This window comes from Colwellia sp. MB02u-10 (assembly GCF_014077185.1).
Classification (GTDB): domain Bacteria; phylum Pseudomonadota; class Gammaproteobacteria; order Enterobacterales; family Alteromonadaceae; genus Cognaticolwellia.
Genome location: NZ_JACGVK010000104.1, coordinates 258,252 through 275,622, shown reverse-complemented (window position 1 = coordinate 275,622; position 17,371 = coordinate 258,252). Strand labels below are relative to the sequence as shown.

At 37.5% G+C, this 17,371-nt stretch carries 14 protein-coding genes and 1 pseudogene; 5 read left to right on the top strand and 10 right to left on the bottom strand.

Features of this window, described 5'->3' with window-relative positions:
- Window positions 1-131: 131 nt before the first annotated feature.
- From H4J59_RS05290 to H4J59_RS19785, 6 genes and pseudogenes are all read right to left on the bottom strand, one after another.
- A complete protein-coding gene (locus tag H4J59_RS05290; protein WP_182237418.1) occupies window positions 132-1,013 on the bottom strand; it encodes an aldose 1-epimerase in 882 nt (293 codons plus the stop codon).
- Between the two features lie 105 nt (window positions 1,014-1,118).
- Window positions 1,119-2,030 (bottom strand): SMP-30/gluconolactonase/LRE family protein, encoded by a 912-nt coding sequence (locus H4J59_RS05285; protein WP_182237417.1) that lies wholly within the window; start codon window positions 2,028-2,030, stop codon window positions 1,119-1,121.
- A complete protein-coding gene (locus H4J59_RS05280; RefSeq protein ID WP_182237415.1) occupies window positions 2,030-2,677 on the bottom strand; it encodes a 2-dehydro-3-deoxy-6-phosphogalactonate aldolase in 648 nt (215 codons plus the stop codon). The genes H4J59_RS05285 and H4J59_RS05280 overlap by 1 nt, the downstream gene beginning before the upstream one ends.
- Window positions 2,678-2,714: 37 nt before the next feature.
- Window positions 2,715-3,668, bottom strand: a complete 954-nt coding sequence (locus H4J59_RS05275) for a 2-dehydro-3-deoxygalactonokinase (RefSeq protein ID WP_182237413.1) — start codon at window positions 3,666-3,668, stop codon at window positions 2,715-2,717.
- A complete protein-coding gene (locus H4J59_RS05270; RefSeq protein ID WP_182237411.1) occupies window positions 3,669-4,436 on the bottom strand; it encodes an SDR family NAD(P)-dependent oxidoreductase in 768 nt (255 codons plus the stop codon). It abuts the gene before it with no gap.
- Window positions 4,437-4,524: 88 nt separating this feature from the next.
- Window positions 4,525-4,776, bottom strand: a pseudogene (locus H4J59_RS19785) (hypothetical protein); the annotation flags it as partial.
- A gap of 540 nt (window positions 4,777-5,316) precedes the next feature.
- On the opposite strand from H4J59_RS19785, the gene H4J59_RS05260 reads away from it, so the two are divergent.
- The 4 genes from H4J59_RS05260 (at window position 5,317) to fadR (ending at window position 10,972) form a co-directional block, all read left to right on the top strand.
- Window positions 5,317-6,015: a FadR/GntR family transcriptional regulator gene (locus tag H4J59_RS05260; RefSeq protein WP_182237409.1), complete on the top strand. Its 699-nt coding sequence runs from the start codon at window positions 5,317-5,319 to the stop codon at window positions 6,013-6,015.
- A 1,110-nt stretch (window positions 6,016-7,125) separates the two neighbouring features.
- Entirely contained in the window at window positions 7,126-7,716 is a 591-nt protein-coding gene (locus tag H4J59_RS05255) for a GNAT family N-acetyltransferase (protein WP_182194226.1), read from the top strand.
- Window positions 7,716-9,914 carry a hypothetical protein gene (locus H4J59_RS05250; RefSeq protein WP_182237407.1) on the top strand — a complete coding sequence of 733 codons (2,199 nt, stop codon included), beginning with the start codon at window positions 7,716-7,718 and terminating at the stop codon, window positions 9,912-9,914. Before H4J59_RS05255 ends, H4J59_RS05250 begins: the two co-directional genes overlap by 1 nt.
- Window positions 9,915-10,261: 347 nt before the next feature.
- Window positions 10,262-10,972: a fatty acid metabolism transcriptional regulator FadR gene (gene fadR / locus H4J59_RS05245; RefSeq protein WP_182237405.1), complete on the top strand. Its 711-nt coding sequence runs from the start codon at window positions 10,262-10,264 to the stop codon at window positions 10,970-10,972.
- A 73-nt stretch (window positions 10,973-11,045) separates the two neighbouring features.
- Here the strand turns inward: fadR and H4J59_RS05240 are convergent, their stop codons facing one another.
- The 4 genes from H4J59_RS05240 to H4J59_RS05225 all read right to left on the bottom strand — a co-directional run bounded on the left by H4J59_RS05240 (window position 11,046) and on the right by H4J59_RS05225 (window position 16,729).
- Window positions 11,046-12,572, bottom strand: a complete 1,527-nt coding sequence (locus tag H4J59_RS05240; RefSeq protein WP_182237403.1) for a SpoVR family protein — start codon at window positions 12,570-12,572, stop codon at window positions 11,046-11,048.
- A gap of 23 nt (window positions 12,573-12,595) precedes the next feature.
- Window positions 12,596-13,870 carry a YeaH/YhbH family protein gene (locus H4J59_RS05235; protein WP_182237401.1) on the bottom strand — a complete coding sequence of 425 codons (1,275 nt, stop codon included), beginning with the start codon at window positions 13,868-13,870 and terminating at the stop codon, window positions 12,596-12,598.
- A 33-nt stretch (window positions 13,871-13,903) separates the two neighbouring features.
- On the bottom strand, window positions 13,904-15,838 hold the full coding sequence (locus tag H4J59_RS05230; RefSeq protein WP_182237399.1) for a PrkA family serine protein kinase: 1,935 nt from the start codon (window positions 15,836-15,838) through the stop codon (window positions 13,904-13,906).
- 309 nt (window positions 15,839-16,147) lie between these two features.
- Window positions 16,148-16,729, bottom strand: coding sequence for a Fe-Mn family superoxide dismutase (locus H4J59_RS05225; protein WP_182237397.1), 582 nt, complete (start codon window positions 16,727-16,729; stop codon window positions 16,148-16,150).
- A gap of 259 nt (window positions 16,730-16,988) precedes the next feature.
- Here H4J59_RS05225 and H4J59_RS05220 point away from each other — a divergent pair, with 259 nt between their 5' ends.
- Window positions 16,989-17,330: a Grx4 family monothiol glutaredoxin gene (locus H4J59_RS05220; protein WP_220469724.1), complete on the top strand. Its 342-nt coding sequence runs from the start codon at window positions 16,989-16,991 to the stop codon at window positions 17,328-17,330.
- The last annotated feature ends 41 nt before the right edge of the window (window positions 17,331-17,371 follow it).

Here is a 17,371-nt window from a genome sequence, read left to right as displayed (position 1 = left end):
AAGCCATGTTTTGATTGATTATCTTACAAAACATGGCTGAATACGTTTTTACCTTCTCATTGAAAGCTTAAGCCTGCATTTTATTATTAAGTGAGCAACACCATTGTAGTCAATTGTGTTTCGAGAATAGGCTAAGTTTCTTTAGGAGTAATAGACATTGATATTGTCATTCTTTCTTGAGGGTTTAGCGTCATAATGCCCGTATTATCCATTCCGTTGTTTGACATATTTATAGCATCGGTACTGTGAGTAACAGGTTCAAAACAAAAGTAGTTTTGATTTTTTGGACTGTATACCACTATAAACTTACAGTTTGAAGACGTGGTTATATCGGCTTTAGCCTTCCATTCTGGCCAAACGACTGTCGCTGCAGCAGAAAAACCAGTAAATACATTATCTAAATTACTATTCGTGATTAATAACCCTTCCGACTTAGCCAACGATTTAGGCGCACCCATCAGTGTTGTTGGCATACTTTCGTCATCCACAGCCCACATCTGTTCGACAGAACATTTTAAAGATGTTTTTTTCGTTAAGCTAAAGTAGGGGTGTAATCCTAATCCTGCCGGCATTTGACTCTTTGAGTTATTCATTAATGAAAGCTCAATACTCAACGCACTGCCTTTAAGTGTAAAAACTTGTTGAGCGCTATAAGAGAAAGGCCATTCGGCTTGTTGATAATGATATTCGAGCGTTAAGTTAGTATCGGTTTGATGTATAACCTTCCAAGGTAATTGCCAACCATGTCCATGAATACTGTGCTTTTCAGGTAAATGATTCAGCGGAAGTTGACTACTTTTTTCTTGCCAATTTAAAAGACCATATTTAATACGGTTAGAATAGGGTACAAGCGGGAAACAGCTACTACCTAGCACAGATTTTGCGTTATTGCTGTTTCTCAATATAGGTACAAAGCTATTATGTAATTTGGCATCATAAGCCAAAATAGCCCCACCTAATTCAGGTGAAATCTCTATTCTAGCAATATCACTCTTTAAAAATATTGAGGCCATAATTTAGTTAAATATTATTTATATGATAATTGAACTAAATTAAAACACTAAGATGTAGTCTTGTCTAGTGATAAATTTAGGATAATTAAGAGGATTTGTATTATTTTATGAATACGAGTTAAAGCAAATTGTGCACTGAGGGTCTACTAAACCAGAAGCACCAGTTAACTGATAAATAAAGAGGTTACCTGATAAGGGTTCTTTGGTGAGAGCAGAACTGGATAAGCCTTGTTTAGCGCTGGTGACTATTAACCAATCTAAGTTTGCGCCTCCGATAGTAACACATGAAGGTTGTGATACAGGGAGCACTATTGATAAGTCAATTTCGCCATTACAATTATATCTTATGACTTTACTGCTACCCCATTGCGCATTCCATAAGTAATCTTGGGCGTCTACTATTGAACCGTCAGGAAACGTTGAAGTGTTTGTTGTCGCAAATAATTGTTTATTGCTGATTGCGGCTTTTTCTTTACAAAAATCATATTGAAATATTTGATGGCTAGGAGAATCTGCATGATAGAGAATATCTCCTGCTTTGTTCCAACATAAACTATTAGAAATAAGTAAATCATCCATCTTTTTATGGCAGTTAAGTTGATGATCAACGCAATATAACGCGGATTTCTGTTTGGGTGTACTTGTTGATTCAACCATTGATCCTGCCCAAAATCGTCCTTGTTTATCTACTCGACCATCATTAAGACGGTTACCTTTTATGTGAAGCTCAGGTTGATTTATCCAATCTATCTCAGATGTTATAAAGTTATATCGAGCAAACCCCTGTTCAAAGGCTGCAATGATTTGATTATTAACTGGAGTAAATGCAAAGCTGCCCATACGTTGAGGTAAGGTAAATTTTTCTAATACTTCACTGGAAATATAATATCGGTACAAATCACATGCTTCAATATCTAGCCAATAAATAGCTTGTTGCTCGTCATGCCATAGAACGCCTTCACCTAACTGACATTGACAAGGAATAATTTTCAATAACGTAGCTGTTGTAGTACTCATTATGTTTGCCATTGTTTATTTATATTAGTATTGGGTGTTATATTGAGTACTTTATTTAATTTAATTACTTTAGCCGTAGTTTCATCAAGAGAGTCATTACTTTGATATAAACTACTCCCAAAGCCTAAAGCACTAGCCCCAGATGATAACCATTGTAAAACGTTATTTTGTGAAACACCTCCAACAGGAATGATATGTACGTCATTAGGTAAAACAGATTTTAGTGCCTTAACATGACTAAAACCGTAAGTTTGTGCGGGAAATAGTTTCAACCACCTTGCTCCAGCTTGATAAGCTAAAATGGCTTCGGTTGGTGTTGCTACTCCAGCTATAACATGTAATTTTTTTGATTGGCAATATTGAATTAAATCTGGGTCACAATGTGGTGAAACAATGAGTTTACCGCCAACATTTTCTATTTGTATAATTTGTTCTATGTTGAACACAGTACCAGCACCAATTAAGCAGTCATCTGGCAGAGCATTAACAAGTTTTTCAATCGACTTAATTGCTTGAGGCGAATTTAAAGGCACTTCAATGACACGGATCCCATGAGCGTATAAACATAGTGCTATTTCGACAACATCTTCAGGTGTTATACCACGTAAAATAGCAATGACAGGGTGCTTTTTAATATGTTTTTCCAACGATAATCCTTAGTTAATTGGCTCTTAGCTGTTAGTGTTATGGCTTGGATAATGCTGAAACTTGCTGGTATACGGCATTAAAACCTAATAGAGTCATGTCAGTAACTTCGCATATATTTGTTTTGATCCCATGCATTTCGAGTACTTGTGAAAATTGCTGACTTAAATGCTTAGTACCTATGATTGACACTTCACCTAATTCAGATAATTGCCATTCCTCTGCATTTAATGCGGCGCGTACATCACTACCAATTAACAAACCGGATAAATAGGAGGATGCTTGTGAGTTGGTTAATTCTCCAAAAAGCTGTTTACTCCTGACACTAAATAAACCGTGGGTAAAACTACCTAATTCACTTTTTAGCGTAAAGTCAGCGCCTTTTTTAAATGCCGGTTGATCGAAAGTCGCATTACCTTTTTGAATTAAAATACTGTGATTGGTTAATAAGTCAAAAAGTTCACCTGTCATCGCTGTTTTAAAGAGTTCAACGTTACCTTCTTTAATCAACACCCATTTAGTATGAGTGCCCGGTAAACAAACTAGATGTGTCCCTTTAACTCTTTGAGTATCTTGTTGTAACCACCCAAGCGTTTGCAGCTCTTCACCTCGCATCACATCATAGTTATCATTACTTAAGCGACAGCTCAACCCTGGAATAATAGTGATGTCATGGCCAGCACAAGTAAAGTTAACACCTTGTGCTGCTATGCCTTCAAGCTTGGTTGGGCAAGGGAGGTAGTCAGTTTCTTTCCAACCAATACTTGAGCCAATTTGTCCGATCATAAAAATAGGAATTTTGCCATATTGTGAAAGCCAAGGGGAAATACAGTCAAATAGGGTTTGTTCAAAGCTATGAATAACTTTATTTACCCCTAAGCTATACGCTTTATCAAGCAATTTTAGAGGGTTATCTTTATTTGCTTTACATAAAAAAGCACGTAAATGACTTGTTCCCCAATCAACAGCAACAATATATTCATGAATTAACAATTATGTTCTCCCGCCATCAATTATTATGCTTTGTCCTGTGATTAACGCACTGTCACTCGACGCTAAAAATAAGGCTAAATTTGCAACATCTTCTGGCAAAATTCTTGTTTTAAGCGCCATAGATTCAGTCCATTTGTCTTCTTCTTTATTCGTCAACCAGCTTGCTAATTGACGTTCAGTTGCTACCCAGCCAGGAACTATTGCATTAACCCTAATATTTTGATCACCAAATTCTTTTGAAAGGGCTTTGGTCATGCCTATCAATCCGGCTTTAGCGGTAACATACCCTGTCATATGTTGTTGCCCCATTAATGCATTGATAGAGCTGAAGTTGATGATGCTACCTGAAGCATTTTTTTTCATAATGCTATATGCAGCTTGAGCAGAAAAAAAAGCAGGGTCTAGATTGACTTGCATACATTTATGCCAATCATGTGCCGAAATTTTTTCAATATTTTGACGGTTATCATTACCAACATTATTGACGAGTACATCTAAACCGCCAAAATGCTCTGCGGCATCGGTAATAGCTTGTTGTAATGATTCAGATTTTGTCACGTCAATCGCTCTAAACCAGACATTATTGAGTGCGGTTGAAGGCAAGTTATTTATTAATTCTTCAGCTAGATCTTGATTTAAATCTATAAAAGCTACTTTTGCTTCTTGCTGCACAAACGCTTTAACCATAGATGCACCAATACCACTGGCGCCACCAGTAATAAAAACGACTTTATCTTTTAAATTTTTATATTGAGTTGATAAACCCATTTTAATACTCCAACTAGTTAAAAAGGTTATATATTTTTCTTAATAGCAGACAAAACATTATGATGCCTTGTCTGGTAATTCCCCCATTTTAATGGCGGTCGGTAGTAGACATTTTACTCTGTGTTAGTTTAATTTTTTGAATTGGAGTAATACCACCAATCCCCATGTTAGGTCGCTCATGGTTATAAGTCTATAACCATTGTGTTGCTCAAGTTGCGAATTTATGACTGATATATTCAAGCCCATTATCAGAGCGAATATTTTTATGTTTACCACGCCATTCAATAATTCTATCAAGTGATCTAATAACATGCTCTGCGGGCAAGGATATATCTGTATCGTTGCTTCAACGTTAAAGCTAGAGGAGAATTGCTATTTTTCATGATCACACCTCAGCTTTGGCTGATACCGGTAGCAGGTTTCGTTAATATAGAATATTCTACAGACTAGACTGATGCTGACATTATGATGATGTATCGCTGCTTGAACCATGACTTTACACTCAGAAGCTTTCAGCACTTTTTTGCCAGTGCTTCCTGAATAATTTATGCTTTTACACGCTCTTCAGCAGACATTTTTCAAAGGTCTACTTTATGCTTCTAGCTCTTTCATTCTTGCTATAAGTGAAGCATTTATGCCGCTGTATTTAAAACGCCATTTTCGGCTTGCTTTAAAATAGCTAATATTGGACTGTCACTAAAGTGTTTTTTTCATGAATGTTCTCCTGCTTATAGCATAAGAGAAGATTCTACTTTTGACTTCGATTGTTTTTAGGGGGGATTACCGTATTACTATTGATTAATGGGATAAACTTATATCATATTTTCATAAAATTAAATATGATATAACATATTAATTAACAAGTTCGGAACAGCACTAAATGAAGCCTTATCCTAGACAAAACCTAACCCATCAACTGACTCACGATCTAGGGATGGCAATAGTCAAAGGTACTTATCCAATTGGCCAAGGGCTGCCATCAGAAGCTGATCTTTGTTTGCAACATAATGTTAGTCGCAGTTCGACTCGTGAAGCCGTAAAAATGTTGTCGGCGAAAGGACTTATTTCATCACGCCCTAAACAGGGCATAAGAGTGTTGCCTGAAAGTAGCTGGAATATGTTTGATACTGATGTATTAACTTGGATATTAAGCAACAAACCTTCTCTGTCTTTGTTAAAAGAATTTACTCAAGTAAGACTGGCGATAGAACCTCAAGCTGCTGCATTAGCGTCGATGAATGCTTCCTTTGAACAATTGGAAGCTATTGATAAAGCGCTTATTCGTATGAAAGAAGCAGAACTAGGATTAGATGACCCTTTAGAGGCAGATATTGCATTTCACACCAGTATATTGGTTGCTAGTGGTAATCGATTTTTTGGGCAACTTACCGAGTTTATCAGTACTGCACTTAGAGTGAGTATACGTTATACAAACAATATTAAAGGTGTACCAGGGGCTGATGTTAAAAAGCATGCTGAAATTATTGATACCATAAAATCTAGAAACCCCGAAAAAGCTCGTAACGCAGTGACGATTATTTTAGACGAAGCACTAGAGTTAATTGAGTCTCAATTGTAAAGTTAAAGCGCTTTTTGGTTGACCGTACTCTGTATCTTCACCGGGTGTTAAAGTCCCCGGTGTTGCTTGAATAACTTTATTTACCAGCCATTTATTTACAGGTTAAAAATCTAGATTTGTGTGCCAATATCAGTGCATTTCAATATATGGTAAATCTACCGGTAATTAATAAACAATCAAATTAAGCAATTTTGAATACACTTTAACTGTTGTTTCTTTAGCGGTCAGTAACATATCATTAGCCGCGATAACACTAGATGCTGAAAATGTGTGTTGACACCTCAACTTATTTTACCTTGTTACCCATAACGTGCTAATTCGAAATATTCAAAACTGGCCTGTCGAGCGAGATGTGAAATGGCATAGTTAATGATGAATAGATATGAAAAGCCAGTCGCCTTATATTAAAGTATAGTGCCAAGCCAAACACTTATATTTCAAACAATTAAATATACCAAAAACACACTTTGCATATACTTTGCAAAAGTTAATTCCTGAGCGTACTCTTAATCCCAGTATTATTTACCTCTAAAACACTCAATAAATGGCTAAACAAGTTGCTAGACATGTAATAGATATGTAATAGATAAAACACTACATATTGTTAAATATGACAATAGAAATCTCTGGTACGCCCCTTTAGAATTGATAGAAAATGGTATACAAAAGATACTGAGAAAGAAGAACAAAATGATGCCATCCCAAAACGGCATTGAGCTACGTGCATTATATCCAATGAAGTTTGACCAAGACATACCTATTGAAGGTAAATGTGGGAAGTCCATAATGCGTTTATCTTGCTGAGAAGAAGAATCGACTCAGATACAGAAAAATCTGTAAAGTAAAATTTTTGGATAGGTTATTTATTTTATACCAATCTCATTAAGTTTGTGATCTTGTTGTGCAGAGAAAAATCTATTAAACCGATCATTGTTTCTCCTATAGCTTTCAGTATATCTAGAGCCGAGATTATAGGAATTGTCATAAAAAACATAGAAGGACAATACTCCGCTTGGCCTTATTCATAATCTCTGGTTGTTGTTGAAAAAAGAAAAAACATTTCTGGCCTAGTTTTGATATTATTTAGAAAAAGCAGAAGTAGTTAAATTCATGCAGACTAAACAACTTACACATGCCGAGGGTCCACTCTGGCAAGAGGCTATTGCGTTGTATTGCGATATATTTCCTCAATGGGAGCGAGAGCCGATAGTTGACATTGAACAAGCTATTAATAACGGACAATCTCGATGCATCTTGCTGTGCAAAGATAATCGAGTGCTCGGTATGTCATTAACTGAGCTTTACTCGCCCTTGTCTTTTGCCATGTTAGGTTATTTATTCATTGCGCCGCATCATCAGGGCAAAGGTTTGGGCAAACTGCTATGCAATGAATTGTTTAATTTTTTCGATGCTAATGCTGATTTAAAATGGTTATTAGTCGAGGCCGAGTCGGGACCTGAAGACTTTTACAAGCAATTAGGGTTTACCACGCTCAATGTTGAATATCTTTCACCCCATTATGATAATATGCAATCAACGCCAATGGCATTGATGTATCACGCTAGCTCGAAACACCCCCCCCCCTCTAAATATCAACTTGCTGACATCATTGAACAAATATTCTTGCAAAGCTATTACCTGATGCCTGATGATCCAAGATTAGAGCAACAACGCAACCGTATCTTATCCAAGGAAAATTAATGTCATTCGAGCAGAACATCGGACAACAAATCATTTTAACCAAGTTTTTTGAATATATTCGCTCAGAAAATTTTGAACAATGTTTCCATTGGGCAAAAACAGAGTTACAAGCCAACAATTCTCCCGCTTTTACGCTTGTTAATCAATTAGAAGACCAAGCCACAATAACCACTCAAAGTATCGAGAACATTAACAACGATGAAATATTATTATTGTTTTGTGCTTGCTATGGCTACGCTCGCCACGAGGTCGAAGAGAGTAATTGGTATAATCATGCTGAAACATTAGTGCGCTCAAGCATTACCGCATTAAAAGCGTTACCCTCGTGTGCATTCAACAAAACGCTACAACAGTTCGCCGTAATTCAAGTTGATATTTGCTATATCGATCGCGGTATTTATACCAGTCAAGAATGGTTGATGGCACAAGCAGCTGAAAATATTGATGCCCACTTAGTATGTATTAACGAACTAACCGCTGAGTTTAATGACGTTGAGTGCCAATTATATTCTGAGCATTTAGTGCAAGAGTTCAGTTCATATCGTCACTTTAGTGCAGGCGTTTCAATTATTGCCCAGTTGTGTGCTATCCGCTGGGGAGATCCTGAAATCCTTACTCAACAAATGGCCAAGCTTCGGCCAAAGTTTCTGGAAGCAGTTAAGGCATTAACCGACGATGACAAATACATTATGTCGACGGATTTGGAAGCGCTTTGGCCATCGTTAAGATTTTTTAGTGAAAATAGGCCAAAAGGTTCGGGAGAACTCTTTGTCGAACGTGGGGCAATTAATATTTCATACTTTGCTTGCGTCAATCACACGGTGACACGAGAGTTAAGGCAATCGCTATCAAACATCGTTGACCAAGCACCAAAAACACATAAACTCTATCTTGAAGACTGGGGAGCAGAAGCACCTCAACGCAATATGCTGAATGATATTTGGGCTGGAATTTCAAAAAACTTTGAAGATATTTATTCATGGCAATTACCAGAATTAACTATGCCATTCCGCAATAAAAACGGCAAAGACTCCAATCTTAATTTTGCAGTTGAGTTGATTTATTATCCCATGGGTATTTTTGCACTAAACCTAAAAGCACAATTAAATAATGTTAGCGCAAGTGGCGTTCGACATGCCATGTCACTGGGCACCCCATTTGCTATGGACCAAAAAATGCGCTGGCACAATCAAGATATGGGCTTACTAGAAGAGTTCGCTGAAAATCGTTTTATCGAATTAGCCAATAGCCTCAATAGCAATTTTGATCATTATGAAAAACCTGTTTCTGACATCCTCTCGTTTAATAAAACAGAGAATCGCTACGTATCCACATTGCTGGACCGGATAGTTGAATGTGTCGATGGCGAGTACGCTGCAGTCACGGCTAAATCGATTAAATCACATTTTGCTTACCCTGTTTTTGTCCTGCAGCAACGAGAGCTGCGAAGTGCGGTTGATGACTGGTGCCTTAGGACAGTGAACTCAGAATCGTTTAACTTGAACCAAGATTGCTATAACCATGAAGAGTTTGCTTATACCAATCATCATGAGTGCGTTTTAGGTCTACTTCAACAACCTAATTGGGTGATAGAACAATCTGCCGAAATGATGGGTGTTGCTGCCGCCATTAATAATCTATTTCAGCTCACCAATAAACGGTTAGATAAACAACTGAAATTTAGCTTAGATCAAGCATTGCCAACGCTGAGCGATAAAAAAATTACTGCTTCAAAGCTTAAATCACGTGTAGAAAAGTTACAAACTGAAGGGGAGTGCCTCAAACAGTTCACCAACGATGCTCATTGGTTACTGGATTTGATAAGCGCAGGTAGTATGATGACCTTTCCGGATCATACACGTATGATCCAAAAGGTCTTCAAGCATATGGATTTTGAAAAACTCCATATCCGCACTCAGAGCACTTTAGATAAGATTCAAAATCGCCAAGAAGAAATTATTTCAGAAACAGCCAAGCTGTATGAAAAGATACGCACTCGAAATAGTAAACGCTTCACCCGTGTTTTATCTGGTTCAATGGCATTGATATCTATAGGTGCACTGAAAGATATCTTCGATATCCTTAACGGCAGCAAGTTAGGGGTTAACATTTCAGGTCCCCTACAGGTGAGTATTGTGGCCTTATTCGCAATGATGCTGATTATCTTGCTAGTAAATAAGAATGGCAATGAAAAATAACAGCTAGACGAAATTGTACAGTCTAGGCAAGATATGGATTTAAAATTCTGAATTTAAAAAACAAAAAGCCCCGACTCTTTCGAATCAGGGCTTTCATATTTTGGTACCGCAGGACGGACTTGAACCGTCACTTCTTTCGAAACCGGATTTTGAATCCCCTTAAGCTGCCTAAACAATCCTAGCTGTAATCTGCTGCTAAATTTTAATGATAAAAATTCTCAAGCTGCCTGAATTATCGACTTAAGTGGCACTAGTCAATTATTATCAATTCTATTGCGCTTGTGTCCATTGGATCTTCTGGTACAATCTGTTTCAATTACAGTCAAATTTAAGTGATGTGGAGCCACATGGTTATAAAAGCGAACAGCCCAGCAGGATTTGCCGAGCAGTATATTGTAGAATCTATTTGGAATGGTGGATTTCCACCGGGCACTATTTTGCCCGCTGAACGTGAATTATCAGAACTTATCGGCGTCACAAGAACGACATTAAGAGAAGTGCTACAACGTTTAGCACGCGATGGTTGGTTAACCATTAAACATGGTAAGCCGACAAAAGTTAATAATTTCTGGGAAACGTCTAGCCTTAACATTCTTGAAACGTTAGCGCAGCTTGATCAAGAAGGAATTCCTGATTTAGTGGATAATTTAATGTCGGCGCGTACCAATATTAGTGCAATATATGTCCGTGGCGCAATTAAAAATAATCCAGAAAAAACCATTGAATTATTGTCAGCCATTGAAGATGTTGAAGATACTGGCGAAGCGTTTGCAGAGTTTGATTACAAGCTTAATAAAGACTTGGTTGTAGCCTCAGGAAACTCTATTTATTTATTGATTCTAAATGGCTTCAGAGGTTTGTATTCGCGTTTAGGTAGTTTGTATTATTCTCATCCGCGAGGCCGTGAAATATCACGAAACTATTATAAAAAACTGATTGAACTAGCTAAAGCGGGCCAATGCGATGAAGCTGTATTTGCGGTCAGAAAATATGGTATTGAGTCAGGTAAACTTTGGATTGAGCTAAAAGACGAAGTATTAAAAGAACTTGCTGAATAAGTAATAGCTAAGCAGCAATAACTTGAAGTTAACGTTATTATGTAAAGTAAATCATGTAAAGTAAATCAGGCAACTAAATAGTTGCCTTTTTTTGTACCAATTCATCTGGCTCTGGGCATTGCGCAATAATTTCGTCAACCCCGTATTTATTCTCTTGTAGCAGTTTTACATCAAATTTCCACAGGTAATATAAGTGCTTTAATACTTCATCTTTAGAGTCGGCGAGTGATACTTTTTGATGCGGGATATAGCGTAAAGTTAATGAACGATCGCCACTAACATCGGCATTAATAATTTGGATATTTGCTTCTAGGTTACTTAAATTGTATTGGTCAGATAACATAGTTCGAATTTGTTGATAGCCACTTTGATTATGAATAGCGCCTACTTCAATGTAGTTTTTATCACTGTCATCGTGTAAATGAAATAGTTTAAAATCTCGCATTAATTTTGGTGATAAAAATTGGCTTATAAAGCTTTCATCTTTAAAGTTTTCCATAGCAAAATGCACAGTATCAAGCCAATTACTGCCGGCTATGTCTGGAAACCAAAGCTTGTCTTCCTCGCTTGGATTTTCACATATCCGCCTAATATCCATAAACATATTAAAGCCTAGCGCATAGGGATTTATACCTGAATAATAGCGGCTGTTATAGTCAAGTTGTGCAACCACATTAGTATGGTTATGTAAAAACTCCAGCATGAAGGTATCTGTTACTAAGCCTTCATCGTAGAGATGATTTAGGATAGTGTAGTGCCAAAAACAAGCCCAGCCTTCATTCATCACTTGCGTTTGCTTTTGAGGGTAAAAGTACTGAGATATTTTTCGGACAATGCGCACTAATTCTCGTTGCCAAGGTTTTAATAGCGGGGCATTTTTCTCGATAAAATAAAGAATATTTTCTTGGGGCTCAGTTGGAAAAGTTGCCTTGGTTTTTTTTCCTTCTGTCTCATTATCTGCACCAATTCGCCACAGCATGTTTACTTGTGACTGCAGATAAGTCTCACGTTCTTCTTGACGTTTTAATTCTGCTTCCATCGATATTTTTTGTGGTCGTTTATAACGGTCAACACCATGATTCATTAGGGCATGGCAAGCATCAAGGCAAGCTTCAACCTCGTCAATACCATGTTTGTTTTCGCAGTCAGCAATATATTTTTTAGCAAACAGTAAGTAGTCAATAATCGAATTTGCATCTGTCCACGACTTAAATAAATAGTTACCTTTGAAAAATGAGTTATGCCCATAACAAGCATGTGCCATAACAAGGGCTTGCATCGCCATGGTGTTTTCTTCCATTAAATACGCAATGCAGGGGTCTGAGTTAATAACAATTTCATAAGCTAAGCCCATTTGTCCGCGCTTATAGGTTTGCTCGGTTTGAATAAACCTTTTACCAAAGGTCCAATGATTATAACCAATAGGCATGCCGACACCCGCGTAGGCGTCCATCATTTGCTCGGCGGTGATCACTTCAATTTGGTTCGTGTAGGTATCTAAACGATAATGTTGCGCAACACGCTCAATTTCACTTTGGTATTGTTCAAGCTTAGTAAATGTCCAGTCACTGCTATCGTCAAGTGGTTTACGTTTAGTCATAAAAACTCCAATGTATTGAATTCCTAAGCGGCTTGTACTTTTTTTCTTTTAAATAAGGCTCTAAATACCGGATAAATATCTGCCACTGTTTTAATGTGTTCAATTGAAAAAGCATCATCGGTATCAGCAAGTTGAGCATATTGTTGCCATAGGCTTTGATGAGCACGCTGAGATATTTCTATATAACTAAAGTATCGGGTTTTTGGCAGTATACTTTCGCGCATTAATTGCTGGCAGTGCGGAGAGTCATCGGCCCAGTTATCGCCGTCAGATGCTTGAGCGCCATAAACATTCCATTCTTTTTCGTTATAGCGCTGCGTCATTATCTCAATCATTAGCTCTAAAGCACTTGATGCGATGGTACCGCCGGTTTCTTGCGAATAAAAAAACTCATGTTCGTCAACTTCTTTTGCTTGGGTATGGTGACGAATATAAACCACGTCGATGGTTTTATACGTGCGCGTTAAAAATAGGTATAAAAGAATATAAAAACGTTTAGCCATATCTTTAGTGGCTTGATCCATAGAACCTGAGACATCCATTATACAAAACATCACCGCTTTTGATGTTGGCAGCGCTTGTTTGGCGTAATGACGATAACGTAAATCAAAGGAGTCAATAAAAGGTACTTTACTGATTTTATCTTTAAGATTGCCAATGGCCGTAATAAGTTTATTTTTAGCTAGAGTGTTATCGTGTTTATCTTGCTCTAGCAAGGTTAACTCAGCTTCGAGTATTTTAATTTTACGGCGCTTATCCGCGGTCATGGCAATTCTGCGCGCTATTGAGCCTTGTAATGATTTCACAATATCTATGTTGGAAGCGGCGCCTTCAGCGCAATAACCCGAACGCACAGTTTTATAATTAGTGACTTTATCTAACTGATTTTTTTCTAAGTTAGGCAACTCTAAATCTTCAAAAAGTAAATGTAGATATTCATCTTTGGAAATAGTAAAGACAAAGTCATCATCGCCTTCGCCAGAATCACTTGCATCACCTTGGCCGCCTTGCCCTTGCTGTTCTGGCGGTCGAGCAATGTGATCGCCACTGGTAAACTGGTCGTTACCTGGATGAACGCGGTCTTTAATGCCACCACTACCTTGATGAAAAACTGGCTCATTTAAATCTTTTTTAGTAATGGTAATATTTTCACCACTGGTAATATCAGTGACGCCACGTTTATTAACCGCCTCAGAAACAGCCTGTTTTATTTGGCTCTTATAACGTCTGATAAAACGCTGTCGGTTGACCGTGCTTTTGTTTTTACTATTTAATCGCCTATCGATAAAGTTTGTCATTTATGCTCCTAACTTAGAGGTACTAAGTACAACCTAAGAAGATTTTCTAACGCGTAAATACCATTCAGAAAGCAATCTGACTTGTTTTTTTGTGTAGCCCTTAGTCATCATGCGTTCAACGAAATCATCATGTTTTTGTTGATCATCGTTGGAGGTTTTATTGTTAAATGAAATTACAGGTAATAAGTCCTCGGTATTTGAAAACATTTTTTTCTCAATAACGGTGCGCAATTTTTCGTAGCTGGTCCATAAAGGATTTTTACCATTATTATTGGCTTTTGCACGCAGGACAAAGTTAACAATTTCATTTCTAAAATCTTTTGGATTACTGATCCCCGCAGGTTTTTCTATTTTTTCCAGCTCATTGTTCAGTGCTTCACGGTCAAATAGTTGCCCGGTTTCAGCATCACGGTATTCTTGGTCTTGGATCCAAAAATCAGCGTAAGTGACATAACGATCAAAAATATTTTGGCCATATTCAGAATAGGACTCTAAATAAGCGGTCTGAATTTCTTTGCCGATAAACTCAATATATTGTGGTGATAAGTAACCTTTGATAAAGGCTAGATAACGATCACTGATCTCTTTGGGTAGTTGCTCTCGTTCTATTTGCTGCTCAAGTACGTAAAACAAATGCACCGGATTTGCCGCCACTTCTAAATGATCAAAGTTGAAAACACGAGATAATATTTTAAAGGCAAAACGTGTTGAAAGCCCTGACATACCTTCGTCGATACCGGCATAATCTCGATACTCTTGATATGATTTTGCTTTGGGGTCGGTATCTTTTAAGCTTTCGCCGTCGTACACGCGCATCTTAGAATATATACTTGAATTTTCTGGTTCTTTTAATCGTGAAAGCACTGAGAATTGCGCTAAGGTTTCTAAGGTGTCTGGTGCACACTGGGCATGATTTAATTCACTATTTTCTAATAGTTTTCGATAAATTTTTACTTCTTCAGAAACACGCATACAGTAAGGTACTTTGACAATATAAACCCGGTCTAAAAAGGCTTCATTGTTTTTATTGTTTCTAAAGGTTGTCCATTCAGACTCATTGGAGTGGGCCAGTAAAATACCATTAAATGGCAGGGCGGAAAGGCCTTCGGTCGGATTGTAGTTACCTTCTTGTGTGGCGGTTAAAAGCGGATGTAATACTTTAATGGGGGCCTTAAACATTTCAACAAATTCCATTAATCCTTGATTGGCACGACATAAAGCCCCTGAGTAACTATAGGCATCAGGATCATTCTGAGCAAAGTGCTCTAATTGGCGAATATCTACTTTACCGACCAGAGCAGAAATATCTTGGTTGTTGTCATCTCCTGGCTCTGTTTTAGCTACGGCAATTTGGTCAAGAATGGAAGGATAAATTTTTATCACTTCAAATTTTGCGATATCACCTTTGAACTCATGCAAACGTTTTGCAATCCAAGGTGACATGATAGTACTGAGATAACGTGCGGGTATATTGTATTCTTGTTGCAATATTTTTCCGTCGGCATTGGCATCAAATAAACAAAAAGGGTGATCATTTACTGGACTGCGTTTGCCGTTTGCACTCAGGACATAAATCGGCTCTTGCTGTATTAACGCTTTTAACTTTTCAGCCAATGACGACTTACCGCCACCCACTGGGCCAAGTAAATAGAGAATTTGTTTCTGTTCCTCTAAGCCTTGTGAAGCATGAGTTAAATAGGCCACAATTTGCTCTATGGCTTCCTCCATACCATAAAAATCTTTAAAAGCGGGATAACGGGCAATAACCCGGTTGGAGAATATTCGGCTTAAACAAGGCTCATTCGAGGTATCTATCATGTCTGGTTTGCCAATGGCTTTTAACAACCGCTGTGCTGCGCTAGCATAGGTCATAGGATCATGACGACATAGACTAAGAAAGTCTTGAATTGAATAGCGCTCTTCTTGTGCTTCGTCGTAGCGTGATTGGAAATGTTGAAATATACTCATAACTGCCTCCAGAAGATAAGTCTTTCAGGCTAGGCTGATAATTCGACCATTTGAGATATGTTACTTATCAAACCCGACATAATAATGTGACTTTTTTTATCATTATTATTTTAATTAGTATAAGTTTAGATGTTAATTACGAAAACAGTTAAATAATAGCGAAAATAATTGTAACCACAGGGTGTTAGTGAGGAAGCTATGTTATTGAATAGACGATCAACTTCAAGGTGTATTGGTTGAGTTTAAGGCAAATAAAAAGGCCAGCAATGAATGCTGACCTTTTAAATTGAAATTAATCTGCTTTAGCGATTAAGCGAAGTTTGCTGAGGCAAAATCCCAGTTCGCTAAGGCCCAAAAAGCTTCCATGTAGCTAGGGCGAAGATTACGGTAATCAATGTAGTAAGCATGTTCCCATAAATCTACTGTGATAAGTGGTGTAACACCTTCATCAGTAAGTGGCGTCGCAGCGTTTGATGTATTAACGATAGCAAGGCTGCCGTCAGCATTTTTAACTAACCATGTCCAACTTGAACCAAAGTTATTAATGGCGCTAGCAGTGAATTTTTCTTTAAATTCTGCAAATGAGCCAAAGTTTGCATCAATAGCTGTTGCTAATGCACCTGTTGGTTCGCCACCGCCGTTAGGGCTTAAGCTGTTCCAGTAGAACGTATGGTTCCAAATTTGTGCCGCATTATTGAAAACACCAGCTGTTGATGTTTTAACGATATCTTCTAAAGATTTTCCTTCAAAATCAGTACCTTCAATAAGACCGTTTAACTTTACAACATAAGTATTGTGGTGCTTACCATAATGAAACTCTAGCGTTTCTTTTGAAATATGTGGTGCTAGTGCATCCATAGCATATGGTAGTGCGGGTAACTCGATAGTCATTATATTCTCCAGATAGTGATTATAAAAAATTATTCTTATGCAAATTTAAAGAGGTAGTTTGTTTTTCTAAAACCTAGTAAACTACTCAAGTATTAAAGCTTACATAGTTTACTCATGTATATAGGTATTACCATAGGTTTTATCAAGGCTATTATGTTTTAATATATAAGTTTTTTGCTTTAGTATTTATTGTTCTGTTTATTTTCATGAGTTTTACTTTAAGTACTGAGCACAATAAGTATTAATTTTTGAGGTTATTATGGATACGATCGAACGCATTAAAGAACAAATCAGTGAAAACGGCATCCTTCTTTACATGAAGGGCTCACCAAAATTACCTAATTGTGGTTTTTCTTCACAGGCTTCTCAAGCGTTGATGGGATGTGGTGAAAAATTCGCTTATGTTGATATCTTACTCAATCCTGATATCCGTGCTGAATTACCAAAATATGCTGACTGGCCAACGTTTCCACAACTATGGGTTGACGGTGAACTTGTTGGCGGTTGTGACATCATCATGGAAATGTATCAGCAAGGTGAATTACAAACCTTGATCACTGAATCTGCCGCTAAGCATAGCGCAGCAGAAAGTTCAGAATAACTATTGAATTATCATCTAACACCACCATATCAGGTGGAGTG

Excerpts from the sequence above, each read along its gene's own strand:
- H4J59_RS05290 (WP_182237418.1), bottom strand. The coding sequence starts at position 1,013 with ATGGCCTCAATATTTTTAAAGAGTGATATTGCTAGAATAGAGATTTCA.
- H4J59_RS05230 (WP_182237399.1), bottom strand. The coding sequence starts at position 15,838 with ATGAGTATATTTCAACATTTCCAATCACGCTACGACGAAGCACAAGAA.
- H4J59_RS05235 (WP_182237401.1), bottom strand. The coding sequence starts at position 13,870 with ATGACAAACTTTATCGATAGGCGATTAAATAGTAAAAACAAAAGCACG.
- H4J59_RS05255 (WP_182194226.1), top strand. The coding sequence starts at position 7,126 with ATGCAGACTAAACAACTTACACATGCCGAGGGTCCACTCTGGCAAGAG.
- H4J59_RS05225 (WP_182237397.1), bottom strand. The coding sequence starts at position 16,729 with ATGACTATCGAGTTACCCGCACTACCATATGCTATGGATGCACTAGCA.
- H4J59_RS05285 (WP_182237417.1), bottom strand. The coding sequence starts at position 2,030 with ATGAGTACTACAACAGCTACGTTATTGAAAATTATTCCTTGTCAATGT.
- H4J59_RS05250 (WP_182237407.1), top strand. The coding sequence starts at position 7,716 with ATGTCATTCGAGCAGAACATCGGACAACAAATCATTTTAACCAAGTTT.
- H4J59_RS05220 (WP_220469724.1), top strand. The coding sequence starts at position 16,989 with ATGGATACGATCGAACGCATTAAAGAACAAATCAGTGAAAACGGCATC.
- H4J59_RS05260 (WP_182237409.1), top strand. The coding sequence starts at position 5,317 with ATGAAGCCTTATCCTAGACAAAACCTAACCCATCAACTGACTCACGAT.
- H4J59_RS05240 (WP_182237403.1), bottom strand. The coding sequence starts at position 12,572 with ATGACTAAACGTAAACCACTTGACGATAGCAGTGACTGGACATTTACT.
- H4J59_RS05270 (WP_182237411.1), bottom strand. The coding sequence starts at position 4,436 with ATGGGTTTATCAACTCAATATAAAAATTTAAAAGATAAAGTCGTTTTT.
- fadR (WP_182237405.1), top strand. The coding sequence starts at position 10,262 with ATGGTTATAAAAGCGAACAGCCCAGCAGGATTTGCCGAGCAGTATATT.